Here is a 25,830-nt window from a genome sequence, read left to right on the forward strand (position 1 = left end):
ACTAGTTGCTCATCAAGAAAGAATGCCGATGTCCTGGAGAAGGCCCTTGCGCTGGCTGGCGGCCGTCCTGCTCACGGCAATCCTGTGCGTTGCCGCCGGGACATTCGTGCCGCGTCCCCTGTGGCCTGTGGCGAAGGCCGGAACGGCTGTGGGCGAGACGCACCGGATCCTCGTGCTCTCCAATCCCATCCACACGGATATCGCCATTCCGGTCACCGCCGAGACGCTGGCCCGGTTTCCGTTTCTGTCGGAAAGCGGCATGCCGGTTGCGCATCCCGATGCGCGCTGGCTGATTTTTGGCTGGGGCGGGCGGGCCTTTTATATCGAGACGCCTGCCTGGTCGGATTTGAAGCCGGTGCCGTTGTTCAAGGGGCTGACGCTGGACCGCTCCGTCGTCCACGCAGATGTTGCCGGCGAGATCATCGAGCCTGCCGATCATATTGCCAGTTTCGAGATCGGCGCGGAGGGATATCAACGCCTGTTGTCTTTCATCGAGGCCAACTTCGCGACGGTGGATGGGCGGATCGCGGCGATACCGGATGCAGGTTACGGAGAAAACGACCGTTTCTTCGAAGCCAATGGCTGGTTCAGCGCTTTGAGGGGTTGCAATACCTGGACGGCGAAGGCGCTGCGCGAGGCTGGGTTGCAGACCGGCTGGTGGAACCCATTGCCGGTTTTGCTGTCGGTATCGCTGAGGCTGTATAACTGAATTCATTGGATTTTCGCCGCAGGCCTAGACATGCGCGCGGTGCAGGTCAGCCATGCGCGGCATGTTTTTCATGCCCTTTGTGCTGCATCGCAACAGGACTTGCTGTAGAAAACAGGTGACCTCCTGTGCCTTGTTCCTCCCAAGACCTGCCGCGCGGGGGCGTCTGTCTTTCAAGGAGTTTATCATGATCATTGGCAGAAAAGTGCCGTCCGTTACCTTCCGCACGCGCGTTCGCGACGAAGCTGTTGGTGGTGCCAATCCGTTCCGTTGGCAGGATGTTTCGTCGGCGGATTATTTCGGCGGCAAGCGCGTCATCCTGTTTTCGCTGCCGGGCGCCTTCACGCCGACCTGCTCGACCTTCCAGCTTCCCGATTTCGAAAAGCTGGCCGCTGATTTCCGCGCCGAGGGCATTGACGAGATCTACTGCATTTCCGTCAACGACGCCTTCGTCATGAATGCCTGGGGCAAGTCGCAGAACCTTGAAAACGTCAAGCTGATCCCGGATGGGTCCGGCGAGTTCACCCGCAAGATGGGCATGCTCGTGTCCAAGGACAATCTCGGCTTTGGCATGCGCTCCTGGCGTTATGCTGCCGTCATCAATGATGGTGTCGTCGAGCAGTGGTTCGAAGAAGACGGCTATTGCGACAATGCCGACGGCGATCCCTATGGCGTTTCCGCGCCGCAGAACATTCTTGGCGCGCTGCAGTCGGAAAAGATCGCGGCCTGATCTCAGGCCTGTGCACTTCCCATGACGTCCGGCGCCGGGCTTCTTTGGTCTGGCGCCGGATTTTTTTGTTGTTACAGTGGCATGAATGAATTTGAAGGCTTGCTGAATGCCCTATCGCTCGACCGAAATCCTGTCGCCCGGCCCGGCCGGCATCACACCGCTGCACACCATCGCGCTTGCCCACGATCAGCGCCATCTGCGCCGCAAATTGCTGCATCTCGACAATGATGATGTGGTGATGCTCGATCTCAAGGAAGCCGTGATGCTGGCCGATGGCGATCTTCTGGTGCTCGATAGCGGCGATCATGTGCGCATCGCAGCGGTCCCCGAGCCGCTTTACGATATTCGTCCGCGCGATCCGCTCCACCTGATCGAACTCGCCTGGCATCTGGGCAACCGGCATCTGGCCGCCGAAATCCGGCTGGACCGGATTTTGATCCTGCGCGATCCCGTCATCAAGGCGATGCTGGAAGGTTTGGGCGCGACGATCGGCGAGGTCACGGAACCGTTCCAGCCGATGCGCGGCGCCTATCACGGGTCCGGCGGGCATTCGCACGGCGGCCATCATCACGCCCATGACTGATCTGGCCGGGACGCAGGCGCTTTTGCGGTTGGTGACATGGTTGTCGCCGGCTTTTCCGGTCGGCGCGTTCTCCTATTCCGGCGGGCTCGAGCAGGCGGTGCACGATGGTCTGGTGACCGATGCGCCAGGGCTTGCGGCATGGCTGCAGGCGCTGATCGAGCATGGCTCTGCTTGGAATGACGCCGTGCTGTTGGCCGAGAGCTACCGCGCCTGTGGCGATGCGCCAAGACTGGCGGCGGTGCGGGAATTGGCGGAAGCTTTGGCCGGATCGCGCGAGCGGCACATGGAAACGATGTTGCAGGGCGAGGCGTTCCTGACGGCCGCAGCCCATTGGCCGCATCCGGGGCTTGAAACGCTCCACGGTGCTATCGCCTATCCCGTCGCCGTCGGCGCGGTTGCGGGCATCCATGGAACGGGGCTGGAAGCAGCGCTTGCGGCCTACCTGCATGCAAGTGCCTCCAACCTCGTCTCGGTGGCGATCCGGTGTGGCGTGACCGGGCAGACGCATGGTCTCGGCGTGCTGGCCAAGCTCGAGCCGGTGATCTCCGCAACAGCGGCGCGGGCCGCAGCCACGACGCTGGACGATCTCGGCTCTGCCACCATCACGGCCGATATTTCGGCCCTGCGCCATGAGACATTGCATTCGCGGCTCTTCCGGTCCTGACGGTTTCGAGCGCCCGCTTTCTTGAAAGGAAAATTTGCGATGAAATCTGCCAATGGTCCCCTTCGCGTCGGTATCGGCGGCCCGGTCGGCTCCGGCAAGACGGCGCTGACGGACAAGCTCTGCAAGGCGATGCGCGCGCAATATTCGGTCGCCGTCGTCACCAACGATATCTACACCAAGGAAGATGCTGAGGCGCTGGTGCGCATGCAGGCGCTGCCCTCCGACAGGATCGTCGGCGTCGAGACCGGTGGATGTCCGCATACGGCAATCCGTGAAGATGCGACGATCAACCTGCAGGCGATCGCCGATCTCAACCGCCGCATTCCCGATCTCGATGTGATCTTCATCGAATCCGGCGGCGACAATCTGGCCGCGACGTTTTCGCCCGATCTGGCCGATATCACCATCTATGTGATTTCGGTCTGCCAGGGCGAGGAAATCCCGCGCAAGGGCGGACCGGGCATCACCCGCTCGGATCTGCTGGTGATCAACAAGAAGGATCTGGCGCCCTATGTCGGCGCCGATCTCGATGTGATGGAGCGCGATGCCAACCGCATGCGCGCCGAGCGGCCCTTCGTGTTTTCCGATATGAAGCGCGGCGATGGTATCGAGACGATCGTCGAATTTTTGCGGGTCGAAGGCGGGCTTTAAGCTTTGCCGCCCAAACAAAAAAGCCCGGCCGCATCTGGAATGGGGCCGGGTTTCCATGCGGTGGCCCGCAGCCTTATTCGGCTGCGAGATGGATGACGTTACCGCTGCGTTTGGGACCTTCCAGCTTGTCGAGCCGTTTTTCCAACGCGTCGATCGTCTTAGCCTGATCGGTGACGATGCCGGTCAAAGCTTCGTTTTCAAGAACATCCAGCTCGTCGTCCTTCTTGCCCACGAAGCGGCCGAACAGCCAGCCGATCAGGCGCGAGACATCGTCCATGATGAGAAAGAACGACGGAACCACGAGAAGCGACAGCACGGTGGAAACGATGATGCCGCCGATCACGGCAATTGCCATCGGTGCGCGGAACGAGCCGCCTTCGCCGACGCCAAGCGCCGAGGGGATCATGCCGGCCGACATGGCGATCGACGTCATGATGATCGGCTGGGCGCGCTTGCGGCCGGCCTCGATCATGGCCTGGACCCGCTCCATGCCATGGCGCTTCATCTCGACGGCGAAATCGACGAGAAGAATGGCATTCTTGGTGACGATCCCCATCAGCATCAGCACCCCGATCATGACCGGCATCGAAAACGCGTTGCGTGTCAGGATCAGCGCCACCGCGACGCCGCCAATCGCCAGCGGCAGCGACAACAGGATGGTGAACGGCTGGATCACGTCCTTGAACAGCAGGATGAGCACCACCAGAACCATCAGCAAGCCGAGCAGCATGGCGTTGCCGAAGCTCTGCATCATCTCGCTCTGGATCTTGGCATCGCCGCTTTCGGCAAGCCGCACGGTCGAGGGCAGCTGCGTTTCATCGACGATCCGCTTGAACTCGGCTGTCGAGGTATCGAGTGCCGTGCCCTGCGGCACGTCGGAGCCGATCGAGGCGACACGATTACGCGCATTGCGCAGGATCGAGCTTGGTCCTTCCGAGTAGCTGATGTCAGCGACACTATCGATCGGAACAGTCGCCCCCGATGCGGTCTTCACCTTCAGGGCACCGATCGACTGCAGATCGCGGCGGACGTCGAGCGACGTCTGGACGCGGATCGGGATCAGCCGGTTATCGAGCGAGATCTTGGTCAGGGCCGCATCGACATCGCCTGTCGTGGCAACGCGGATGGTCTGCGAGATCTGCTGTGGCGTGATGCCGAGACGGGCGATTTCATCCTTGCGCGGATGGATCTGCAATTCCGGCCGGGGCAGGGCCCCTTCGGAGCTGACATTGGACAGGATGGGCGAGGCGCGCAGCTTGCCTTCCAAGAGGCCGATGGCTTCATTCAGGTCATCCTCGTTGGATGACAGGAAGTTGAAGGTCAATTCACGCTCGCCGCGATCGTTGAGCTTTGTGATGCGCACATCCGGGATGCCGCGCAGGTTGGCGAAAATATCCTTCTCGACATCCCACTGCGGACGCGTGCGGCCATCCATCTGCATTTTCGGCATATATTGCCCGATCAGCGGAAGATTGCCGAGGCCCTTGTTGACCAAGGTTTTCACCAGTGAGTGATCGATCGTGCCGAGAATGATGCGGACGGTGGCGCGGCGCAGTTCGAGATCGCCCTTTGGAGACGCACCGCCGAGAATGAAGACGCTCTCGACGCCATCGATTCCACGGACCGCATTGTAGATCTGCTCGGTCGTGTTGTCGGTTTCAACCAGCGTCGCGTTGGGGGGCAATTCGACCGAAAGCACGACACGGGAGGCGTCGTCCGGCGGCATGAAGCTGCCAGGAACCTGCGCCATCAGGAAAAGCGAGCCGGCCAGGAACGCGAAAGCGGCCAGCATCGTGGCATAGCGCATGTACCAGCGCCGGGTCGTGGCGCTGACCAGCCAGGTATAGCCCTTCATCAGGCGGCCGTCATTGTCGTGATGGTCGTCGACGCCATCCTCGGGCTTCATCAGATAGGCTGCCATCAGCGGCGTGATCAGGCGCGCCACCATCAACGAGAAGAACACGGAGAAGGCGACAGTCAGGCCGAACTGGATGAAATATTGCCCGGCAACACCCGGCATGAAGGAAACCGGCACGAAAACCGCGATGATGGTGAAGCTGGTGGCAATAACCGCCAGACCGATTTCATCGGCGGCATCGAGCGATGCCCGGTACGGCGTCTTGCCCATCTTGATATGCCGGGCGATGTTCTCGATTTCGACGATCGCGTCATCGACGAGAATACCCGTTGCCAGCGTCAATGCCAGGAAGCTGACGAGGTTGAGCGAGAAGCCCATCAGGTCCATGATCCAGAATGTCGGGATCGCAGACAGGGGAAGAGCGACGGCGGCGATCAGCGTGGCACGCCAGTTTCTGAGGAACAGAAGCACGACGATGACGGCGAGGATCGAGCCTTCGAGCAGCGTATGCAGGGCTGCCTCATAGTTGCCGTAGGTGAAATAGACGGCGTCGTCCACCATCGCGATGTTGACCTCGGGATGGGCCGCGCGAACGGTTTCTAGGCTTTTTGCCACCGTTTCGGCGACCGAGACTTCGCTGGCGCCCTTCGAGCGGAACACCGCGAAGGTGACCGATGCATCGCCATTGAAGCGCGAGAAGGATTTCTGCTCCTCGTAGGTATCGGTGACGGTGCCCAGATTGGAGAGTTTGACAAACCGGCCATTGGGAAGCGCGATCGTCGTATTGGCCAGCTCGGCCACGTTGCGGGCGTCGCCCAGCGTGCGGATGGTCTGTTCGTTGCCGCCGATCTGGCTGCGGCCAGAGCCGAGATCGACGTTGGTGCTGCGCAGCTGGTTGTTGACGTCAGGTGCGGTGATGCCGAAGGAATCGAGCTTGCTTGGATCGAGTTCTACCTTGATTTCGCGGTCGGAGCCGCCGTAGCGGTCGATCCGGCCGACACCGACCTGGCCCTGTAGCGCGCGCTTGATCGTGTCATCGACGAACCAGGACAGCTCTTCGAGCGTCATGTCCGGCGAGGTGACGGAGAAGGTCTGGATCGCCTGGCCTTCGACATCGATCTTGGTGACGACCGGTTCTTCGACATCGGCGGGCAGGTCGCTGCGGATGCGGTCGATGGCGTCCTTGGTGTCCTGAACGGCTTCTTCCGTCGGCTTTTCGATGCGGAAAACAACGCTGGTGAGCGATTGTCCGTCGGTCACCGTGGACTGGATTTCATCGACGCCGGCGATCGAGGCGACAGCGTCCTCGACCTCCTTGGTCACCTGCATTTCCAGTTCCGACGGCGACGCGCCGTTCTGGGTCACGGTGATGGCCACCACCGGAACGTCGATGTTGGGAAATTTGGTGATCGGCAGGGCATAGAAGGATTGAATGCCGAGGTAGAGCAGCAGCGCAAAACCCAGGATCGGTGCGATCGGATTGCGGATGGACCAGGCGGAAAAGTTCATCGCGAATGACCTCGATCAGTTCGATACTGTTTCGGCGCCTGCAGGCACCGGCTTGATGCGATCGCCATCGCGCACGAAGGCGCCGGCTTTGGTGATCACGCGGTCGCCCTCCTTCAGGCCGGTCCGGATTTCGATCAAGCCGTTATCCTGTATGCCGGTTTCAACCTGAGCCACATGGGCGACGTCGTCCTCGACCTTGCGGGCGACCATGCCGTCCTTGGTGTTGGTGACCGCCGAAAGCGGCAGGACCAGCGCCTGCTTTTCCGTGACGATGATCTGTGCCCGGGCATACATGCCCACTCTGGCTTTTTCAGGTTCCAGCAGGGTGATATAGACATTGCCGAGGCGTGTCTGGCTATCGACCACCGGCGAGATCAGCCGGATTTGTCCGTCGACCTGCGTCTTGCCGTCGGCCAGCGTCACCTTTGCCTTCTGACCGATCTCCAGCTTCGGCAGGTCGGCTTCGATAATATCGGCCTTCATCTCTACGGCGCCGTCGCGGATGATGGTGAACAGCGGCTCGCCTGTGCCGTTTGCGATGGCGCCGACCTTTGCGGTGCGGGCCGAGACGACGCCGGCGACCGGCGTTTTCACATCTGTGCGCACCAGGCGCAGGTCGACGTCGGAAATCTGCGCTTCGACCACCTTGATATCGGCCTTGGCGACAGAGACCAGCTGATCGGCCGAGCGGACGCGCGCAAGCGCTGCGGTTGCGGCGGCCTTTTCCTGGTCGCGCTGCGCCGTCGACATCGATCCCGCCTCGGCGAGCTTTTTCGAGCGGTCGCTGACCCGGACCGCTTCGTCGGCATTGGCCTGCGCTTCGGCGAGCTGCGCCTCATATTGGGCAAAGGCGGCCTCGGCCTTGGCAAGGCTTGCGGCATACTGGCTCTTTTGCAGCACCAGCATATCCGGGTTGAGGGTGGCCAGCGTGCTTTCTGCCTCGACCCGGTCGCCGACATCGGCATTCAGCGTGCGAATGGAAAGGCCATCGACAAGCGGGGACACATAGGTTTCGTCCACGGCCTTGACGGCGCCGGTTGCCATAACCCGGTCAACGATCAGCCTTGTCTCGACCTGGCTGACGACGATCGACGGCAATGCCTGTTCGGTTTTTTGGGGAGCTGCGGCCTGCGCCAATGCGGTACCCGACGAGAGCGTCAGGAGCAGGGCAGCGGACATTCCAAACGCAAACGTCGTGTAACGGGCCATCGGCTCACTTTCCTAAAATTCCAGATAAGTCTGTTTCCTGACGCTGCCCGCCTTCATGGAAGGTTCGCTGCCGCCGTCTACAGGAAGGAAGGGAATGCCGCTTCAACCGTGTTGAGCAAATGTTCCCCCGCATCCTCCTCAAGATGCCTCGGGCCGTATTTAGTCAGGCCCATCAGGCGATGCAAGATGATAGAAATAAAGAATGGTTCCTCATTATTTTATTTGTTGAGACCCATCAACGCAACTTCTGTTTTATGTCCTTTTGTTGCGCATCCGTGTTTTTCCTGTGTCTTAAATGCGAAACGCGCGGGACCAGCCCGCGCGTTTCCATAGCGAAAACAGATGTAAAAACGCCTACTTGAGGGCGGCGTCAGTGATCTCGTGGGTGAAGGCGCCGGTTGGCTCCTTGCTGATGACGGGATCGGAGCCGCCCTTCAGCAGCGAGGCAACGGTGCGTTTGTAATCGGCGTCATCCAGCGCGCCGTTCGAGCCCGCCGTCAGCTTGGCGACTTCGCTCATCATGCGCTTCTGGTGTTCTTCCGTCTGGGCGCCGGTGGCGTCGTTTTCCAGAACGATCCCGGCGGCTTCGTCGGTATGCTCCTCGGCATATTTCCAGCCCTTCATCGAAGCGCGGACGAACTTGACCATTTTTTCCTTGAAGGCCGGGTCCTTAAGCTTGTCTTCCAGCACGTAGAGCCCGTCTTCCAGCGTGGCCACGCCCTGGTCCTGATATTTGAAGACGGTCAGGTCTTCCGGCTTGATGCCGGCGTCGATCACCTGCCAATATTCGTTATAGGTCATGGTGGAGATGCAGGCTGCCTGCTTCTGGATCAGCGGATCGACGTTGAAGCCCTGCTTGAGGACCGTGACGCCATCCGGGCCGCCATCGGTCTTCAGACCAAGCTGGCTCATCCAGGAGAGGAACGGATATTCATTGCCGAAGAACCAGACGCCGAGCGTCTTGCCCTTGAAATCGGCAGGCGAGGCGACGCCGGATTCCTTCAGGCAGGTCAGCATCATGCCCGAGGCCTTGAACGGCTGGGCGATGTTGACGAGGGCAACGCCCTTTTCGCGGGTTGCAAGCGCCGACGGCATCCAGTCGACGACCACATCGGCGCCGCCGCCGGCGATCACCTGCGGCGGTGCGATATCCGGGCCGCCCGGCTTGATCTCGACATCCAGGCCTTCGGCTTCATAAAAGCCCTTGTCCTTGGCGACGTAATAGCCAGCGAACTGGGCCTGCGTGACCCATTTCAGCTGCAGCACCACCTTGTCGGCGGCCATGGCATGGAATGCGGACAGCGAAAAAGCGCTTGCCAGCAGCAAAGATGCAAGTCTCGTCTTCATGTCAGTTCCCTTTTTTGTTGTGCCGGCCCGACGCGGGCCGGCGGCTTTTTTATGGTGCCTGCCCACCACGGACAGGCATTTCTCAGGCCGTCCGCGAATTGCGCACGGACGGATGCCAGAACGTGACAGCCCGCTCGATCAGCGCCACTATCCCGTAAAAAGCGGAGCCTGCCACCGCCGCAACGGCGATTTCGGCCCAAACCATATCGACATTCATGCGCCCCACTTCGGTGGAGATCCGGAACCCCATGCCGACGATCGGGGTGCCGAAGAATTCGGCGACGATGGCACCGATCAGCGCCAAGGTGGAGTTGATCTTGAGCGCATTGAAAATGAAAGGCCAGGCCGCCGGCAGGCGCAGCTTGATCAGCGTCTGAAACCAGCTGGCGGCATAGGTGTGCATCAGGTCGCGCTCCATCGAACTGGCCGCAGACAGGCCGGAAACCGTGTTCACCAGCATCGGGAAAAAGGTCATGATGACGACAACAGCGACTTTCGACTGCCAGTCGAAGCCGAACCACATGACCATGATCGGCGCGACGCCGATGACGGGCAGGGCGGAGACGAAATTGCCAAGCGGCAGCAGCCCCTTCTGCAGGAAGGGCGAGCGGTCGATGGCAACGGCCACAAGGAAACCGAGGCTGCAGCCCAATGTATAGCCGATGATCACCGCCTTGAGGAACGTCTGCTGGAAATCGGCCCAGAGCGTCGGCACGGAATTGATCAGCCGCGTCCAGATCATCGAGGGCGGCGGCAGGAGAACGGACGGTACGTTAAACCCCCGCACGACGCCTTCCCACAGAACCAGAATGCTGACGCCGAACAGCAAGGGCACTGCAAGGCGAACCGCCCGGTTGGCGGGCACGTTTCTGAAATTCTGGCGCACCAGCCATTCATTGGTTGCCCAGGCTGCAATCCAGAAGGCGATGGCGCTGAACAGAATACCGGAATTCATGGCTTGATCCCCATGCGTTTGAGAACGGCGGTATGGGCAAAGCCGACGATGATCACCAGGGTTGCCGCGAGCGCTGCCGCCATGAACAGGGCCGACCAGATCTGCACCGTCTGGCCGTAATAGGAGCCGGCAAGCAGCCGGGCGCCAAGACCGGAGACGGCCCCGGTCGGCAGTTCGCCGACGATCGCACCGACGAGCGAAATGGCGATGGCGACCTTCAGCGAGGCGAACAGATAGGGCATGGACGACGGCCAGCGCAGCTTCCAGAAGGTCTGCGCCGGGCTGGCATAATAGGTGTGCATCAGGTCAAGCTGGATCTGCTCGGGACTGCGCAGCCCCTTCACCATGCCGACGACGATCGGAAAGAAGCTGAGATAGGTGGAGATCAGCGCCTTGGGCAAAAGCCCGGATATGCCGATGGCATTGAGCACGACGATGATCATCGGCGCGATGGCAAGGATCGGGATGGTCTGGCTGGCGATGACCCAGGGCATCAGCGAGCGGTCCATCGCCCGGTTGTGGACGATGCCGACGGCAAGCAAAATGCCGAGCACGGTGCCGATGCCGAAGCCGAGCAGGGTCGCCGAAAGTGTGATCCAGGCATGATAGACCAGGCTGCGCTTGGAGGTGATCGGCATCAGGAAGGTCGTGTTCCAGATCTCGGCGATCACCTGATGCGGGGCAGGAAGCACCGGCCGCTGCTGGAACATGGTTTTCGGCAGGATTTCCGAGAAGGTGATCTCAGATCCGGCGCGCGCCGCCGTATCGCGCTCGAACGGCGCATTGAGAAACACCACCGCCACGTACCAGATGACGAGCACGGCAAGGAGGATGACACCTACGGGCATGATCCTGTCTTTGATGATATTCGGCTTTTCCATGCTTAAGCCTTCCCGCCGGCAGGCATCAGCATCAGCCCCATCGCCACCACCCCAAGGGCGACACCTGCCATCTGCGGCAGGGTCATCCGTTCGCCGAAGACGGCAAAGGCGATGAAATTGACCAGCAGCAGCTGCGCAATCGCCGAGGCCGAAATAGCCAGCCCCAGCCCGCCCTCGCGCATCAGCCGCACCATCATCAGATTGCCGAGGCAGTAAAGGCCGAGCGACAGGAGAAGGATCAGGATGTTGTTGGTGGACACATAATAGCGCGATGCGGTGGCGGCGCTGAGGAAGATGGCCATGGAGGCGGAGAGCCAGAGGATGAAGGAGAGGTTCATGGATTCGGCTCGCTCTGCAGAAATTGCGAAATGGCGCGCTCTATCGTCAGGAAAACATAGTCTGGAGCGTCGATGACATCCGCATTGTCGAAGCGCAGGACGGTGAAGCCCTGGGCCTTCAGGAACCCGTCTCTCTGCTTGTCGTGTTTTCGCCCTTCCGGTGTCTCATGGCTATCACCATCGACTTCGATGACAATCCGGGCTGACAGCCAGGCGAAGTCAGCGATGTAGGGGCCAATTGGCGTTTCCCGGCGGAACCGGCCGCCGCGCGCACGAAAATCCCGCAGCATGTTCCACATTCTCGCTTCGGCCTTGGTCAACTCGGTGCGGAGTTTTTTTGCTCTGGTGCGAGTTTTGGGGTCGATATTCGAGTGCGGCAAGAAAGACCCCTCCCGGTTCGCTGCGCTCACCACCCTCCCCACAAGGGGGAGGGAGGAACCTGCGGCCCCCACATCGGCCACCATCAATTTTCCAGGCTTCTGCCACTCTTTGAAACTTGCTGGATAGCGGGTACTCCGCGTCCTGAATGTTGCCTTGTCAAAAGAAGAAGAAGCTGCGGCAAGCGCGGTCGAGCCCCTCCCCCTTGTGGGGAGGGGTTGGGGAGGGGTCTTCGCCACAATCCCAATCATCCTACTCATCATAACTATGCCCCGCTCTCAATCCCTCGCGCACCCGGTGCGCAATCGCAAGGAATTCCGGGGTTTCGCGGATGCCGAGCGGGCGTTCGCGGGGCAGGGTGGATTCGATGATGTCGGTGACGCGGCCGGGGCGGGGGCTCATGACGACGATCTTGGTGGAGAGGTAGACCGCTTCCGGGATCGAGTGGGTGACGAAGCAGATGGTCTTGTTGGTGCGGTCCCACAGTTTCAGCAATTGTTCGTTGAGATGATCGCGGACGATTTCATCGAGTGCGCCGAATGGTTCGTCCATTAGGAGAAGATCGGCATCGAAGGCAAGGGCTCTGGCGATCGAGGCGCGCTGCTGCATGCCGCCGGACAATTGCCAGGGGAATTTCTTGCCAAAGCCCGTCAGGTTGACCAGGTCCAGCGTGCGGTCGATCCGCGCCTTCTGGTCGGCTGCGCTATAGCCCATGATCTCCAGCGGCAGGGCGATATTCTTTTCAATGGTGCGCCAGGGGTACAATGCCGCCGCCTGGAAGACATAGCCATAGGAACGGTTCTTGCGGGCGTCCTGCGGCGTGGTGCCATTGACGGTGATCGAGCCGGAGGTAGGCTTTTCAAGATCGGCGATGACGCGCAGGAAGGTGGTCTTGCCGCAGCCGGAGGGGCCGATGAAGGAAACGAAATCGCCTTTGTTGACGTCGAGATTGACGCCTGTCAGCGCGTTGACCGGGCCGTCATTGGTCTCGAATGTCAGGCCGAGATCGCGCGCCGAAACGACGGATGCTGGTGTTGTTGTCATTGTATCCGATGCGCTCCGCCCTGAATGCCATTGCTGGGAAGGTTGATGTGACGTCATCCGGCCCCCTGCTTGCGATAGTCGTACTGTATATTTTTCCAACGCGGTATGCCGTTGGCGATATCGTTGTCACGCAGATGTGGACATGTCTGTGGGGTCAACTCTCGCCGGCGGACTATCCCTGAGCGGCGCCGCGCAAACAGGGAAGCGTTGTCCCAACGTCTGAACGGAAGGTTCGTTATCGGTGCCGCGCCGGCTGGCCCATGGAGCCGCCCCTTGCCCGCCGGCGGGGGACAGAGCGACCGGGTCGATGGAAGGCGGCGGCTCATCTGCATTTTTTCAGCGGTCCCCAGCGTGTGCCGTCCTTGAAGCGAATTTTTTCCGGTGCAGTCGAAGTGCCCGGTATTAGTAGAGATACGGCCACCGCTATCGAATGCTGCGCAATCCTGGGTTTTCAACGATCGTTCTCCCGCTCAAAACATGGCTTTAGACTCATGCGATAGAGAATGTAGAACGTGACCATTCCTGCGGGAATGGTGTCAAATGACAGAACGAACGAAGCACTGTTGTTCGACCGTCCTGTGGTCAAGTTTGAAAACATGCCTATGAGCGACTTGGCCAAAAATATTGCGACCGATGGTGCGACCGCGCCGCCTAGCAGAAGCACTGTCAGGCTGCGAATGCGGAAATATCGCATCACCCAAAGGAAAGCCAAAGTAAACGGCAGACCGAGAACGATCAGCGCCGCCAGCGCGAAAGGAAGATGAAATACAGAGAAGATGCCCACACCGATCGGCGTGGGGAAGAAAACGAGTTCTGCGGCCACGATCCTCGTCACCAACCATGCGACAAAACCTGCGGGCACGGCCAGTATGTAGCCGTACATCACCTGCCACACATCAACTGGACCTGCCCCCACGATGATCACACCCCGCTGGCCGGGATGCCGGTCCGCTGCACCTTGCGGGGTGCGGTGATGTCCTTCCAGGTCGAGAGCGCCTTGTTGACGGCGGTGTAGGGTTCGCGCTTGACGAATTTGCCCTGGCCTTCGCGGGTCTTCACCGTCGATTCCTCGATGACGACGATGCCGGCGGTCAGCGTGTAGCGCGGCAGGCCGGTGACCTGCTTGCCCTCGAAGACGTTGTAATCGATCGCCGATTGCTGGGTTGCGGCCGAAATGGTCTTTGCGCGCTTCGGGTCCCAGACGATGAGATCGGCATCGGCGCCGACCAGGATCGCGCCCTTCTTCGGATAGATGTTGAGGATCTTGGCGATATTTGTCGAGGTGACGGCCACGAACTCGTTCATGGTGATGCGGCCGGTGGCGACGCCGTGTGTCCACAGCATCGGCATGCGGTCTTCAAGCCCGCCGGTACCATTGGGGATCTTGGTGAAATCGCCGGCGCCGAAGCGTTTCTGCGCCGTGGTGAAGGCGCAGTGGTCGGTGGCGACCACCTGCAGGGACCCGGCGGAAAGTCCAGCCCAGAGACTGTCCTGATGCTGCTTGTTGCGGAACGGCGGCGACATCACGCGGCGCGCGGCATGGTCCCAATCGGGGTTGGCATATTCGCTTTCATCCAGCGTCAGGTGCTGGATCAGCGGTTCGCCATAGACGCGCATGCCGTTTTGACGGGCGCGGCGGATGGCCTCATGCGCCTGTTCACAGGACGTGTGCACCACATAGAGCGGGCTGCCGGCCATATCGGCGATGATGATGGCGCGGTTGGTGGCTTCGCCCTCCACGGCGGCCGGGCGCGAATAGGCGTGGGCCTCGGGGCCATTATTGCCGTCCGCCAGCAGCTTTGCCTGCATCTGCGCAACGATATCGCCGTTTTCGGCATGCACCATCGGCAGCGCGCCAAGTTCGGCGCAGCGCTGGAACGAGTGGAACATCTCGTCGTCATCCACCATCAGCGCGCCCTTATAGGCCATGAAGTGCTTGAACGAGTTGATGCCCTTGTCCTCTACGATCGTCTGCATCTCGTTGAAGACCTGCTCGCCCCACCAGGTGATCGCCATGTGGAAGGAGAAATCGCAATTGGCCCGCGACGTCTTGTTGTCCCACATGGTGAGCGCTTCGAGCAGCGACTGGCCTGGCGCCGGCAGGGCGAAATCGACGACCATGGTCGTGCCGCCGGACAGTGCCGCGCGCGTGCCGCTCTCGAAATCGTCGGAGGAATAGGTGCCCATGAACGGCATTTCGAGATGCGTATGCGGATCGATGCCGCCCGGCATGACATAACAGCCGGTCGCATCCAGCGTCTCGTCAGCAGTGAGATCAGGCCCGATCTCCACGATCCTGCCACCATCGATCTTGACGTCGGCCTTGTAGGTGAGGTCGGCGGTGACGATGGTTCCGTTTTTGATGACTGTGGTCATGGATCGGATTTCCTTCTGTTTTTTTCGGTAGCGGCCGGCGAGTAGAAGCCCGAGGCTGGGTCTTCTTCCAGCGCTCCGTCAAGGGCGGCCAGAATGGTTTCGAGGACGGATGTGCGTCCTTTGGAAATGTCGTGGTTCCAAAACCGCAACACGGAATAGCCCTGTGTGTTGAGCCACACCGTTCGGGCGGCATCATATCGGCTTTCGGCGTGATGAAATCCATCGATCTCGACGACGAGCCGACGCTCTCGACACACGAAATCGACGATGTAGGGTCCCAGCGGAATTTGCCGTGCAAACTTGAAGCCGTTCAGCCGCCGGGCGCGCAGATCGCTCCAGAGATTGTATTCTTCTTCGGTCTCATTTTGCCGCAGGTGTCTTGCAAAGGCGGTCTTGCCCGAACGGCGTTTGGTTGCATCGTTCTTCGGCATGCGCGGCGCCCCCTCATCCGACCCTTCGGGCCACCTTCTCCCCGTGGGGGAGAAGGGAAAAACCGCTGGCGTCGTCCTCCCTCCCTTCTCCCCTTGGGGAGAAGGTGCCCGCAGGGCGGATGAGGGGGTGAAGCGCACTGCGTTTGGCATTACCCCACAATCCCCGCCGTCTCCACCACCGCATGAAACAGCACGTCGCATCCGGCCGACGCCCATTCCTTGGATATTTCCTCTGCCTCGTTGTGGCTGAGGCCGCCGACGCAGGGGCACATGACCATGGTGGCGGGAGCGACCTTGGCGGCCCAGCAGGCATCGTGGCCGGCGCCGGAGATGAGGTTCATGTGGCTGTAGCCGAGCCTTTCGGCGGCGGAGCGCACCGCGGTGACCAGGGCCGGGTCAAAGGTGACCGGCTCGAAATGGCCGATGGCTTCGACGGAACAGCCGACGCCGAGCGCCTCGGTGATCCTGGGGGCTTCGGCCTCGATCTTGGCGCGCATGCGGTCGAGCTTGGCCTTGTCGGGAGAGCGGATATCGACAGTGAAGACGACCTTGCCCGGCAGCACGTTGCGGGAATTGGGCGAGAAGAACACCTGGCCGACGCCGCCAACGGCGCCCGGCTGGTTTTCCATGGCAACGCCCTGGACCATTTCGACGATCCGCGCCATGGCAAGGCCGGCATTGACGCGCAGGTTCATCGGCGTCGAGCCGGTATGGGCCTCGCGGCCGGTCAGCGTGAATTCCAGCCACCACAGGCCCTGACAATGCGTCACCACGCCGATGGTCTTTTCCTCTGCCTCCAGGATGGGGCCCTGCTCGATATGATATTCGAAATAGGCGTGCATTTTGCGGGCGCCGACCTCTTCTTCGCCTTGCCAGCCGATCCGCTTCAACTCGTCGCCGTAGGTCTTGCCCTCGGGGTCCTTGCGGCCATAGGCGTAGTCGAGCTCGTGAATGCCGGCAAAGACGCCGGAGGCGAGCATGGCGGGTGCAAAGCGCGCACCTTCCTCATTGGCCCAGTTGGTGACGACGATCGGATGTTTGGTCTTGATGCCGAGATCGTTCATGGTGCGCACGACTTCCAGCGCGCCGAGCACGCCGAGCACGCCGTCATATTTGCCGCCGGTCGGCTGGGTATCGAGATGGCTGCCGACATAGACGGGCAGCGCATCGGGATCGGTGCCGGGGCGGGTGGCAAACATCGTGCCCATCTTGTCGACGCCCATCGTCATGCCGGCGTCTTCGCACCATTTTTGAAACAGGTGGCGGCCTTCGCCGTCCTCGTCGGTCAATGTCTGGCGGTTGTTGCCGCCGGCAATGCCGGGGCCGATTTTCGCCATGTCCATCAGTGAATCCCACAGACGGTCGGCATTGACGCGCATGTTCTCGCCCGGTGCATGAGCCATGACGGTTCTCCTCATTCTTTTTAAGGGAAGCGCAATATGGTGCGCATCCCGCCGTTCCCTTGATCAAATCGGGGCAATCTGGTTTTTTCGATTGCCCTGCGATCAGCCGTTGCGTTTGTGTTTGAACTGACTGATAATTTGACCGGTTGGTAAAACATTACAACTTCCTTTGCCGCACTCAAGGTGAAAAACAGAAAAAACGTTAGTGCCGTCCGAATTTTTGGATCATGCGGTTTTCGGATGTTTTTGAGGCCGCGCGCAGGCGGCGATTGGTGAGAAGACGTTGTGAGAAGACTGGGGGAAAAATGGTACTTCCGAGGGCAGCCCGAACGCAAAGGCGAACCCGCATCCAGGAGGAGAAGGAAGAACTGATTCTGGAGGCGGCGCTGGACGTGTTTGCCATTCACGGTTTTCGCGGCAGCACCATCGATCAGATCGCCGATGTGGCAGGCATGTCCAAACCCAATCTGCTCTATTATTTCCGCACCAAGGAGGCGATGCACCGGGCGCTGATCGACCGCGTGCTCGACAGCTGGCTCGATCCGCTGCGCGAATTCGATGCGGAGGGAAACCCCGTGTCGGAAATCCGCAGCTATATCCGCCGCAAACTGGAGATGGCACGGGATTTTCCACGCGAAAGCCGGCTGTTCGCCAATGAAATCCTGCAGAGCGCGCCCCATATCGAGGACGAGTTGAAGGGGCCTTTGAAATCGCTGGTCGATGAGAAGGCCGAGGTCATCCGCAGCTGGGCCAAAGCCGGCAAGATCGCCAAATGCGATCCGTATCACCTGATTTTCGCCATCTGGTCGACGACGCAGCATTACGCCGATTTCGATGTTCAGGTGCGCGCGGTGCTGGGTGACGGGCGCTCCGGCGACGGGCGTTTTGAAGACGCGGCGCGGTTTCTTGAGCAATTGTTCGTCAGTGGCCTGGAAATCAGGGACGGCGGCGCCTGACCGGCTCTCAAACGCTTCGCAATCTTTCTGCTTAGCGTGCAGCACTCCTGTCAGGCCGACGGGCGTGTCTCGCGTTTTTCCGCTTCGATCATCGCCCCGATCTCGGCGGCATCATAGACGATCAAGGTTTCAAGCGTGCCGGTGCGGCCGCGGATCGAGATATTGTAGCTTTCCCGGTCATCGACTTTCAGCCCGGCATAGCGGACGACATCGGCGGAGACGGCAAGCTGCGCATCATATTCCTTGGCGAACCCTTCCAGGCGGCTGGCCGCATTGATCGTGTCACCGACGGCGGTCAGCGCCGAGGCTTTTCCGTAGCCGATCTGGCCGATAATCGCCGGCCCGGCATGCATGCCCATGGCGATGCGCAGGGGTTTGTCGAGTTCGCTCAGGAAATTGCGGTTGAGCACATCGATGCCCTTGGCGATGCGCGCCGTTGCCGTCAGCGCCTGCGCGCACGCGTCTTCGATGCGGTTGTTCAGCCCGAACAGCGCGAGTGCCCCGTCGCCGATGAACTTGTCGATCACGCCGCCCGATTCTTCCACCGCTTCACCGATGGTCTCGAAATAGCGGTTGAGCAGGAAGACCGTGTCGAAGGGGAGCTGCTTTTGCGCCAGCAGCGTGAAATCGCGCAGATCGCAAAACAGCACGGCGATGTGGCGTTCGCGTCCGGCAGCCTGCTGTTCCGTCGGCTGGGCCCTCAGGCCAATATTGTCGCCGCCGAGAATGGGCGAGATCGACAGATTGTGGATCGGCCGCAACTGGCAGGCAAGACGCACATTGTCGGGCGCGCGGATACGCGTCAGCGTCGTGCGCTCGGCATCGCTGGGGCCAGGCTGGCGTTCCAGCCCCTCTGTCACCCGGACCCGGCAGGTCGAACAGCGTCCGCGCCCGCCGCATACCGACAGATGCGGGATGCCAGCGGCACGGCTTGCTTCCAGCACGCTGAACCCTTTTGCAACGGAAATTGCCCGATCGGGATAGGTGACGCGGATTTTTCCCCTGACCGGAATGGCGCGCAGCAGGAGGGTGCCGCCGACTGCCGTGATCAGCGTGGCGAAGATGATGCGGCGGATATCCGACAGGATTTCGGGCGGCGTGTGAACCGGCTTGAACCAGGTATCGGAGGCCATTGCCGGAATGGAGCGGGCGCCAACGACGAAGCCGAGCAGGGCGAGAAGCGGAACGAGCAGGGCAAAGGAATAGATCAGCAGAAAGTATTTCGGATACCAGTCCCGGCCGCGCATCCAGAACCAGAAGCCGAGACAGCCATGCGCCCAGGCCAAGACAAGTGCTATCGATTGCGTGCTGGCAGAGAAGGGGCTCGCCCAAAGCCGTGACAGGACTTCGTAATAGCCGTCGCCAAACCCGGTCAGCGCCGATTCGATGCGCGTGTTGATGACATGGCTGACCAGCAGGAACGGAAAGGACAGGCCGAAGACGATCTTCAGCATCTCGCGCACCGGCATGCGCAGGGTCTGCCGGCGGTAGAGGCTTTCCAGCGCCAGCACGAAGTGCACGAGAAGCGATCCGTAGAGCAGCACCGTGCCCAGCCAGGTGCGCCAGACCATATTGAAGATCCGGCGCGCGCCTTCCATCGCCTCGACGGAGACGAGGCCAAGCGCGTGGTTTAAGAAATGCGTGAGCAGAAATAGGCCGAGGCAAGCGCCCGTCAGGAGATGCAGCCTTTTGCGCGTACGTGGGGAGGCGATCTTCAAGCAGACATCCGGTGTTGGCGGCCTGGCCGCGTCTTGTTTTCCTGCCTGTTATTGACGAGTTCGCGGTGAGGGGCAACGCACGTTTTGTAGACGCATCGTCGTGATTTGGTGTCCAATGGGTTTTGCACGGGGATCAACGGGGTTTTCCGCTGTCGCAAATGCAATCAGCCGCCTCGCGTGTGCGGCGAAGCGGCTGATATCTGGTCTTCCCGTGACGATATTATTCGGCGGCCTGGCGGGCCATCGGGTTGTTCGGGTGTGTCGTCCAGTTGGCATAGTTCGGATCGACCGTCTTGCCGGTGCGCTCATCCAGCACACCCGGCTCAAGGCCGACCATGGTGATGCAATCCTGTACGGGACAGACATTGACGCAGAGATTGCAGCCGACGCATTCGTCTTCCATCACCTCGAAATGCCTTTTGCCATCGACATATTGGGTGATCGCCTGGTGCGAGGTGTCCTCGCAGGCGATGTGGCAGCGGCCGCATTTGATGCAAGCATCCTGGTCGATGCGCGCCTTGGCGATATAGTTGAGGTTGAGATATTGCCAGTCGGAGACGTTGGGCACGGCGCGGCCGCAGATATCGTCGAGGGTGCGATGGCCCTTGGCATCCATCCAGCTGGAAAGCCCGGTAATCATCTCCTGGACGATCTTGAAGCCATAGGTCATCGCCGCCGTGCAGACCTGGACATTGCCGGCGCCAAGCACGAGGAATTCGGCCGCATCCCGCCAGGTGGTGATGCCGCCAATGCCGGAGATCGGCAGGCCGTAGGTTTCCGGATCGCGGGCGATTTCCGCCACCATGTTGAGTGCGATCGGCTTGACCGCCGGGCCGCAATAGCCGCCATGGCTGCCCTTGCCGTCGATCGAGGGTTCCGGCGAGAACGTGTCGAGATTGACCGAAGTGATCGAATTGATCGTGTTGATCAGCGACACGGCATCGGTGCCGCCGGATTTGGCGGCGCGCGCGGGCTTGCGCACATCGGTGATGTTCGGCGTCAGCTTGGTGATGACGGGCATGCGGGTATATTGCTTGCACCAGCGCACGACCATTTCGATATATTCCGGCACCTGTCCGACCGCAGCGCCCATGCCGCGTTCCGACATGCCGTGCGGACAGCCGAAATTGAGCTCGATGCCATCGGCGCCGGTTTCCTCGACCAGCGGCAGGATCGATTTCCAGGCGTTTTCCTCGCACGGCACCATGATCGAGGCGATCAGTGCCCGGTCCGGCCAGTTCATCTTCACCTGCTTCATTTCGCGCAGGTTGGTGTAGAGGTCGCGGTCGGTGATCAGTTCGATATTGTTGAGGCCCAGCAGACGGCGGTCGGCGCCCCAGATCGCGCCGTAGCGCGGACCGTTGACGTTGACGACGGGCGGGCCTTCCTCGCCCAGCGTCTTCCAGACGACGCCGCCCCAGCCCGCCTTGAAGGCGCGCTCGACATTGTAGGCCTTGTCGGTCGGCGGCGCCGAAGCCAGCCAGAAGGGGTTCGGGGATTTGATGCCGACGAAATTATTGCGCAGATCAGCCATGGTTCATTCTCCCCTTCACGCGACGGCAACGGCCGGCTGCGATGCAGCGGCGAGCATATGGTTGATCGATTCGGCGGCATCGCGGCCATGTGCCACGGCCGAGACCGTCAGGTCTTCGCCGCCAAGCACACAGTCGCCACCCGCCCAGACACGGTCGAGCGATGTGCGGCCTTCGGCATCGACGACGATGCGGCCGGACTGCAGGGTGATGATGCCAAGGCCGTCGGCCTCGAACGTCTGGCCGATGGCTTTCAGCACATGGTCGGCGGTGATGACGCCGGTTTCGCCGGTTGTGGTCAGGCGGCCGTCGGCAAGGGTGGTATAGTCGAGTTCGATCCCGGCCACTCTGCCATCGCGGGAAATGATGCGCTTGGGCTGCAGCCAGTGGCGGATGGTCACGCCCTTGGCGGCGGCAAGATCTTGTTCGAACACGGACGCATTCATGTGCTCCTTGCCGCGGCGGTAGCAGATGGTCACTTCCTCGGCGCCAAGCAGCTTGGCCTGCACGGCCGCATCGACGGCAGTCATGCCGCCGCCGAGCACCACGACGCGGCGGCCGATGGCGATGTCGGACTTGGTTGCCGACTGGCGCAGCGCGGCGATGAAATCGACGGCATCCTCGACGCCTTCGGCAGTCTCTCCCTCAGCCCTCAGCGCATTGACGCCGGCGAGGCCCAAGCCGAGAAAGACGGCATCATGCTTGGCCAGCATGTCGCTCAGCGAAAAGTCGCGGCCGAGCATCATGCGGTTGCGGATGTCGATGCCGCCGATCGACAGCACATAATCGACTTCGGCCTGGGCGAAATCATCGACCGCCTTATAGGTGGCGATACCATATTCGTTGAGGCCGCCGGCCTTTTCGCGGGCATCGTAGATGGTGACCTCATGGCCCTTGACGGCCAGACGGTGGGCGCAGGCGAGACCGGCCGGGCCGGCGCCGATGACGGCGATGGATTTGCCCGTGGGTTCGGCGCGCTGGTAGAATTGCCGGTTTTCACGCATGGCAATATCGGTCGCATAACGCTGCAGCCGCCCGATCTCGACCGGCCGGTGTTCAGCCTCGTTGCGCACGCAGGCCTGTTCGCACAGCGTTTCGGTGGGACAGACGCGGGCGCACATGCCGCCCAGAATGTTCTGGTCGAAAATGGTGTTGGCCGACCCGATCGGGTTTCCAGTCGATATCTGCCGGATGAACAGCGGGATATCGATGGAGGTGGGACAGGCCGTCATGCAGGGCGCGTCATAGCAGAAGTAACAGCGGTCGGAGGCGACCAGGGCTTCATGGTCGTCAAGCGGCGGATGCAGATCGGAAAAATTATGTTCGTATTCGACGGGAGACAGGCGCCCGCTCAGTATTCCAGTGTCAGTCGTTCCCATTTTTTGCTCCCAAATGTCGTGCCTCAGGATGTCGGAACGGTACCACGCTTTATTTATTTATCAAACGGTAAAAATTTTAAAATGAAAATTGCAGGAATCCCGGTGTGCTGGGGTTTTGAAGGGCTTTCGATGCGACGCTGCGATCGTCTGTGTTTGACAGAAGCCGGGAAAAAGTGTCAGCACATCGTTCAGGGAGTACGGACAATGGCGCGCAGACCGGAAGGCAATAACAGGCTCGATGATGCCGCGCGTGCAGGCTGGCTCTACTATGTCGCCGGGCGCACGCAGGACGAAATCGCCGCTGCCATGGGCATCTCGCGCCAGTCGGCGCAGCGCCTGGTGTCGCTGGCCATGGCCGAGCGGCTGATCAAGGTTCGCCTCGACCACCCGATCGCAGCCTGTCTCGAGCTTGGGCTGCGCCTCAAGGAGAAATTCGACCTTAGGCAAGTGGATATCGTGCCGAGCGACCCCGGATCGTCATCGACCACGGTCGGCATTGCCGAGGCGGGGGCAGCCGAGATCGAGCGCTGGCTGAAATCGGCCGATCCGATCATCCTGGCGATCGGCACGGGGCGAACGCTGAAGGCGGCAATCGACCAGCTGCCAGCGATGGAATGTCCCCAGCACCGCATCGTCTCTTTAACCGGCAATATCGGCCTGGATGGGTCGGCGGCCTATTACAACGTCATCTTCTCGATGGCGGATGCGGTCAAGGCGCGGCATTTTCCGATGCCCTTGCCGGTTCTGGTCTCGTCGCCGGAAGAGCGGGCGCTGCTCCACAACCAGGCGCTGGTCAAATCGGCCCTGCAGCTTGGTTCGGAAGCCGATGTCGCCTTTGTCGGCGTGGGTGAGCTTGGTCAGCAGGCGCCGCTTTGCGAGGACGGTTTCCTGGCGGCAGACGAGATGGCCCGGTTGATGGACGAGGGGGCCGCAGGGGAAATCTGCGGCTGGATGTTTGATGGTGACGGGCGGATGATGTCCGGCACGATCAACCAGCGCGTCGCCAGCGTGCCCTTGCCATCGCGCGATTCGGCGACGGTGATCGGCATGGCGAAGGGCAGGCGGAAATATATCGCGCTGAGGGCAGCATTGCGCGGCCGGGTGATCAACGGTCTGATCACCGATGAGACGACGGCGCAGTTTCTGCTCAAGGATTGAGCGCACCCTCATAAATTTTCATTAGCAAAATCAAAACAATGAGGCTTCGTTTCTGCACTGCAGCAACGAATGGCGATTGACATTTTTTGCGGATGTGTGAGTAATTGCCCACGAGCAAGGCAAATGCTCATAACTCTTCTGGGAGGAAGATATATGAACTTGAAAACTTTCCTGCTGGGCACGTGCTCGGCAATCGGCATCGCGGGTTTCGCACAGGCAGAAACCCTCACCATTGCCACGGTGAACAATGGCGACATGGTCCGCATGCAGACGCTGACGGACGATTTCACCAAAGCCAATCCCGACATTCAGCTCGAATGGGTCACCCTTGAAGAAAACGTGCTGCGCGAACGCGTCACCACGGATATCGCCACCAAGGGCGGCCAGTACGACGTTCTGACGATCGGTACCTACGAAGTTCCGATCTGGGCCAAGCAGGGCTGGCTGCTGCCGCTCGACAAGCTCGGCACCGATTATGACGTCGATGACCTGCTTCCGGCCATCCGCTCCGGTCTGACCATGGACGACAAGCTCTATGCGGCTCCGTTCTACGGCGAAAGCTCGATGGTCATGTACCGCAAGGACCTGATCGAAAAGGCTGGCTTGACCATGCCGGATGCTCCGACCTGGGAGTTCATCGGTGAGGCGGCCCGCAAGATGACCGACCGTGCGGCCGGCATCAACGGCATCTGCCTTCGCGGCAAGGCCGGCTGGGGCGAGAACATGGCGTTCCTGACCGCCACGTCCAACGCTTTTGGCGCCCGCTGGTTTGACGAAAACTGGAAGCCCCAGTTCGATCAGCCGGAATGGAAGGCAACGCTCGACATGTATGTCAAGCTGATGAACGATGCGGGCCCGCAGGGCGCCTCGTCCAACGGCTTCAACGAAAACCTGGCACTGTTCCAGCAGGGCAAGTGCGGCATGTGGATCGATGCCACGGTGGCAGCGTCCTTCGTGACCAACCCGAAGGATTCCACCGTTGCCGACAAGGTCGGTTTCGCTCTGGCGCCCGACACGGGTCTTGGCAAGCGCGGCAACTGGCTGTGGGCCTGGAACCTGGCCATCCCGGCAGGCACCCAGAAAGCGGAAGCGGCCGAGAAGTTCGTGTCCTGGGCAACCAGCAAGCACTATCTCGACATCGTTGCGGCCAAGGAAGGCTGGGCCAACGTTCCTCCGGGCACGCGCACCTCGCTCTACAATAATCCCGAGTATCAGAAGGCGGCTCCGTTCGCCAAGATGACCCTCGAGAGCATCAATGCCGCCGATCCGAAGAACCCGTCCGTAAAGCCCGTGCCTTACGTCGGTGTTCAGTTCGTCGCCATCCCGGAATTCCAGGGTCTTGGCACGACGGTCGGCCAGCTGTTCTCGGCAGCTCTTGCCGGTCAGATGACGGTTGACGATGCGCTGGCCCAGGCACAGCAGGTCACCACCCGCGAAATGACGCGCGGCGGTTACATCAAGTAGGTTCCTTCCCAAGGACAGGCGGCCCGGACTACCATCCGGGTTGCCACTTTTTACCTGACGCCAGACATGGTGAAGTCTATTGTCGCTGCGTCTGACGTCAGGCTTTTTTCAAAAAGAAGACCAAGGCGGCCGGCTTGCTGCCCTCCCGGCGGGGCGGGTGCCCATACCGGCACCGCAAGGACCGGTATCGCAAGGACCGGCATTAAAAATACCGGCGTCAAAGGGAGGGTGTTGAAATGGCTACGCAGAATACGCGCGTGCTTGCGCGCTGGATGATGGCCCCGTCGGTTGGGCTTTTGCTGATCTGGATGATCGTGCCTTTGGCGATGACGCTTTGGTTTTCGTTCCAGAACTACAATCTGCTCAATCCGGGCAATGTCAGTTTCGCTGGCCTGTTCAACTACCAGTATTTCTATTCGGATCCCGCATTTTTCCAGTCGATCTGGAACACGCTGGTCATCGTGGTCGGCGTGCTTTTGATCACCGTCATCGGAGGCATCTCGATTGCGCTGTTGCTTGATCAGCCGATGTGGGGCCAGGGGCTGGTGCGCATCCTGGTG

23 protein-coding genes and 1 pseudogene are annotated in these 25,830 nt (G+C 60.8%); 9 read left to right on the plus strand and 15 right to left on the minus strand.

Going from position 1 to position 25,830, the window contains the following annotated elements:
- The first annotated feature begins 28 nt into the window (after positions 1-28).
- The 5 genes from ASD32_RS19585 (at position 29) to ureG (ending at position 3,334) form a co-directional block, all read left to right on the plus strand.
- Positions 29-709, plus strand: a complete 681-nt coding sequence (locus tag ASD32_RS19585) for a TIGR02117 family protein (protein ID WP_060639764.1) — start codon at positions 29-31, stop codon at positions 707-709.
- A gap of 187 nt (positions 710-896) precedes the next feature.
- Positions 897-1,436, plus strand: a complete 540-nt coding sequence (locus ASD32_RS19590; RefSeq protein WP_060639765.1) for a peroxiredoxin — start codon at positions 897-899, stop codon at positions 1,434-1,436.
- Positions 1,437-1,542: 106 nt separating this feature from the next.
- A complete protein-coding gene (gene ureE, locus ASD32_RS19595) occupies positions 1,543-2,019 on the plus strand; it encodes an urease accessory protein UreE (protein ID WP_060639730.1) in 477 nt (158 codons plus the stop codon).
- Positions 2,012-2,683, plus strand: a complete 672-nt coding sequence (locus ASD32_RS19600) for an urease accessory protein UreF (RefSeq protein ID WP_060639731.1) — start codon at positions 2,012-2,014, stop codon at positions 2,681-2,683. The genes ureE and ASD32_RS19600 overlap by 8 nt, the downstream gene beginning before the upstream one ends.
- A gap of 39 nt (positions 2,684-2,722) precedes the next feature.
- Positions 2,723-3,334, plus strand: coding sequence for an urease accessory protein UreG (ureG, locus tag ASD32_RS19605; RefSeq protein ID WP_060639732.1), 612 nt, complete (start codon positions 2,723-2,725; stop codon positions 3,332-3,334).
- Positions 3,335-3,407: 73 nt separating this feature from the next.
- Here ureG and ASD32_RS19610 read toward each other — a convergent pair whose 3' ends face one another.
- The 12 genes from ASD32_RS19610 to ASD32_RS19665 form a co-directional block, all read right to left on the minus strand.
- A complete protein-coding gene (locus ASD32_RS19610; protein WP_060639733.1) occupies positions 3,408-6,701 on the minus strand; it encodes an efflux RND transporter permease subunit in 3,294 nt (1,097 codons plus the stop codon).
- A 15-nt stretch (positions 6,702-6,716) separates the two neighbouring features.
- Positions 6,717-7,910 (minus strand): efflux RND transporter periplasmic adaptor subunit, encoded by a 1,194-nt coding sequence (locus ASD32_RS19615; protein ID WP_060639734.1) that lies wholly within the window; start codon positions 7,908-7,910, stop codon positions 6,717-6,719.
- Between the two features lie 354 nt (positions 7,911-8,264).
- On the minus strand, positions 8,265-9,257 hold the full coding sequence (locus ASD32_RS19620; RefSeq protein ID WP_060639735.1) for an ABC transporter substrate-binding protein: 993 nt from the start codon (positions 9,255-9,257) through the stop codon (positions 8,265-8,267).
- A gap of 82 nt (positions 9,258-9,339) precedes the next feature.
- The gene (locus ASD32_RS19625) at positions 9,340-10,212 is read right to left on the minus strand and encodes an ABC transporter permease (protein ID WP_060639736.1); all 873 of its coding nucleotides are present in this window, start codon (positions 10,210-10,212) and stop codon (positions 9,340-9,342) included.
- Positions 10,209-11,093 (minus strand): ABC transporter permease, encoded by an 885-nt coding sequence (locus ASD32_RS19630; protein ID WP_060639737.1) that lies wholly within the window; start codon positions 11,091-11,093, stop codon positions 10,209-10,211. The genes ASD32_RS19625 and ASD32_RS19630 overlap by 4 nt, the downstream gene beginning before the upstream one ends.
- Positions 11,094-11,095: 2 nt before the next feature.
- Positions 11,096-11,431, minus strand: coding sequence for a hypothetical protein (locus tag ASD32_RS19635; RefSeq protein ID WP_060639738.1), 336 nt, complete (start codon positions 11,429-11,431; stop codon positions 11,096-11,098).
- Positions 11,428-11,895, minus strand: coding sequence for an endonuclease domain-containing protein (locus ASD32_RS19640; protein ID WP_244490204.1), 468 nt, complete (start codon positions 11,893-11,895; stop codon positions 11,428-11,430). Before ASD32_RS19640 ends, ASD32_RS19635 begins: the two co-directional genes overlap by 4 nt.
- 166 nt (positions 11,896-12,061) lie before the next feature.
- Positions 12,062-12,853, minus strand: coding sequence for an ABC transporter ATP-binding protein (locus ASD32_RS19645; protein WP_060639739.1), 792 nt, complete (start codon positions 12,851-12,853; stop codon positions 12,062-12,064).
- A gap of 451 nt (positions 12,854-13,304) precedes the next feature.
- The gene (locus tag ASD32_RS19650) at positions 13,305-13,778 is read right to left on the minus strand and encodes a hypothetical protein (RefSeq protein ID WP_060639740.1); all 474 of its coding nucleotides are present in this window, start codon (positions 13,776-13,778) and stop codon (positions 13,305-13,307) included.
- A complete protein-coding gene (gene hydA, locus ASD32_RS19655) occupies positions 13,775-15,229 on the minus strand; it encodes a dihydropyrimidinase (RefSeq protein WP_060639741.1) in 1,455 nt (484 codons plus the stop codon). The genes ASD32_RS19650 and hydA overlap by 4 nt, the downstream gene beginning before the upstream one ends.
- Positions 15,226-15,660 (minus strand): endonuclease domain-containing protein, encoded by a 435-nt coding sequence (locus tag ASD32_RS19660; protein ID WP_244490205.1) that lies wholly within the window; start codon positions 15,658-15,660, stop codon positions 15,226-15,228. Before ASD32_RS19660 ends, hydA begins: the two co-directional genes overlap by 4 nt.
- 149 nt (positions 15,661-15,809) lie before the next feature.
- Positions 15,810-17,063: a Zn-dependent hydrolase gene (locus ASD32_RS19665; protein ID WP_060639743.1), complete on the minus strand. Its 1,254-nt coding sequence runs from the start codon at positions 17,061-17,063 to the stop codon at positions 15,810-15,812.
- A gap of 305 nt (positions 17,064-17,368) precedes the next feature.
- Between ASD32_RS19665 and ASD32_RS19670 the strand changes: the two genes are divergently transcribed.
- On the plus strand, positions 17,369-18,019 hold the full coding sequence (locus ASD32_RS19670) for a TetR family transcriptional regulator C-terminal domain-containing protein (protein ID WP_060639744.1): 651 nt from the start codon (positions 17,369-17,371) through the stop codon (positions 18,017-18,019).
- A gap of 50 nt (positions 18,020-18,069) precedes the next feature.
- Here the strand turns inward: ASD32_RS19670 and ASD32_RS19675 are convergent, their stop codons facing one another.
- The 3 genes from ASD32_RS19675 to ASD32_RS19685 all read right to left on the minus strand — a co-directional run bounded on the left by ASD32_RS19675 (position 18,070) and on the right by ASD32_RS19685 (position 22,648).
- On the minus strand, positions 18,070-19,737 hold the full coding sequence (locus ASD32_RS19675; protein WP_060639745.1) for an adenylate/guanylate cyclase domain-containing protein: 1,668 nt from the start codon (positions 19,735-19,737) through the stop codon (positions 18,070-18,072).
- A 220-nt stretch (positions 19,738-19,957) separates the two neighbouring features.
- Positions 19,958-21,271: an NAD-dependent dihydropyrimidine dehydrogenase subunit PreA gene (preA, locus tag ASD32_RS19680; RefSeq protein ID WP_060639746.1), complete on the minus strand. Its 1,314-nt coding sequence runs from the start codon at positions 21,269-21,271 to the stop codon at positions 19,958-19,960.
- Positions 21,272-21,286: 15 nt separating this feature from the next.
- Positions 21,287-22,648, minus strand: coding sequence for an NAD(P)-dependent oxidoreductase (locus ASD32_RS19685; RefSeq protein ID WP_060639747.1), 1,362 nt, complete (start codon positions 22,646-22,648; stop codon positions 21,287-21,289).
- 204 nt (positions 22,649-22,852) lie between these two features.
- Here ASD32_RS19685 and ASD32_RS19690 point away from each other — a divergent pair, with 204 nt between their 5' ends.
- The 3 genes and pseudogenes from ASD32_RS19690 to ASD32_RS19700 all read left to right on the plus strand — a co-directional run.
- A complete protein-coding gene (locus ASD32_RS19690; protein ID WP_060639748.1) occupies positions 22,853-23,806 on the plus strand; it encodes a sugar-binding transcriptional regulator in 954 nt (317 codons plus the stop codon).
- A 153-nt stretch (positions 23,807-23,959) separates the two neighbouring features.
- Positions 23,960-25,270: a sugar ABC transporter substrate-binding protein gene (locus ASD32_RS19695; protein WP_060639749.1), complete on the plus strand. Its 1,311-nt coding sequence runs from the start codon at positions 23,960-23,962 to the stop codon at positions 25,268-25,270.
- A gap of 236 nt (positions 25,271-25,506) precedes the next feature.
- A pseudogene (locus tag ASD32_RS19700) lies at positions 25,507-25,830 on the plus strand (sugar ABC transporter permease); the annotation flags it as partial.

Source organism: Rhizobium sp. Root483D2, assembly GCF_001426685.1.
In the GTDB taxonomy this organism is placed as follows: domain Bacteria; phylum Pseudomonadota; class Alphaproteobacteria; order Rhizobiales; family Rhizobiaceae; genus Pararhizobium; species Pararhizobium qamdonense.

Excerpts from the sequence above, each read along its gene's own strand:
- ASD32_RS19585 (WP_060639764.1), top strand. The coding sequence starts at position 29 with ATGTCCTGGAGAAGGCCCTTGCGCTGGCTGGCGGCCGTCCTGCTCACG.
- ureE (WP_060639730.1), top strand. The coding sequence starts at position 1,543 with ATGCCCTATCGCTCGACCGAAATCCTGTCGCCCGGCCCGGCCGGCATC.
- ASD32_RS19600 (WP_060639731.1), top strand. The coding sequence starts at position 2,012 with ATGACTGATCTGGCCGGGACGCAGGCGCTTTTGCGGTTGGTGACATGG.
- ureG (WP_060639732.1), top strand. The coding sequence starts at position 2,723 with ATGAAATCTGCCAATGGTCCCCTTCGCGTCGGTATCGGCGGCCCGGTC.
- ASD32_RS19610 (WP_060639733.1), bottom strand. The coding sequence starts at position 6,701 with ATGAACTTTTCCGCCTGGTCCATCCGCAATCCGATCGCACCGATCCTG.
- ASD32_RS19615 (WP_060639734.1), bottom strand. The coding sequence starts at position 7,910 with ATGGCCCGTTACACGACGTTTGCGTTTGGAATGTCCGCTGCCCTGCTC.
- ASD32_RS19620 (WP_060639735.1), bottom strand. The coding sequence starts at position 9,257 with ATGAAGACGAGACTTGCATCTTTGCTGCTGGCAAGCGCTTTTTCGCTG.
- ASD32_RS19625 (WP_060639736.1), bottom strand. The coding sequence starts at position 10,212 with ATGAATTCCGGTATTCTGTTCAGCGCCATCGCCTTCTGGATTGCAGCC.
- ASD32_RS19630 (WP_060639737.1), bottom strand. The coding sequence starts at position 11,093 with ATGGAAAAGCCGAATATCATCAAAGACAGGATCATGCCCGTAGGTGTC.
- ASD32_RS19635 (WP_060639738.1), bottom strand. The coding sequence starts at position 11,431 with ATGAACCTCTCCTTCATCCTCTGGCTCTCCGCCTCCATGGCCATCTTC.
- ASD32_RS19640 (WP_244490204.1), bottom strand. The coding sequence starts at position 11,895 with ATGGTGGCCGATGTGGGGGCCGCAGGTTCCTCCCTCCCCCTTGTGGGG.
- ASD32_RS19645 (WP_060639739.1), bottom strand. The coding sequence starts at position 12,853 with ATGACAACAACACCAGCATCCGTCGTTTCGGCGCGCGATCTCGGCCTG.
- hydA (WP_060639741.1), bottom strand. The coding sequence starts at position 15,229 with ATGACCACAGTCATCAAAAACGGAACCATCGTCACCGCCGACCTCACC.
- ASD32_RS19660 (WP_244490205.1), bottom strand. The coding sequence starts at position 15,660 with ATGCCGAAGAACGATGCAACCAAACGCCGTTCGGGCAAGACCGCCTTT.
- ASD32_RS19665 (WP_060639743.1), bottom strand. The coding sequence starts at position 17,063 with ATGGCTCATGCACCGGGCGAGAACATGCGCGTCAATGCCGACCGTCTG.
- ASD32_RS19670 (WP_060639744.1), top strand. The coding sequence starts at position 17,369 with ATGGTACTTCCGAGGGCAGCCCGAACGCAAAGGCGAACCCGCATCCAG.
- preA (WP_060639746.1), bottom strand. The coding sequence starts at position 21,271 with ATGGCTGATCTGCGCAATAATTTCGTCGGCATCAAATCCCCGAACCCC.
- ASD32_RS19685 (WP_060639747.1), bottom strand. The coding sequence starts at position 22,648 with ATGGGAACGACTGACACTGGAATACTGAGCGGGCGCCTGTCTCCCGTC.
- ASD32_RS19690 (WP_060639748.1), top strand. The coding sequence starts at position 22,853 with ATGGCGCGCAGACCGGAAGGCAATAACAGGCTCGATGATGCCGCGCGT.
- ASD32_RS19695 (WP_060639749.1), top strand. The coding sequence starts at position 23,960 with ATGAACTTGAAAACTTTCCTGCTGGGCACGTGCTCGGCAATCGGCATC.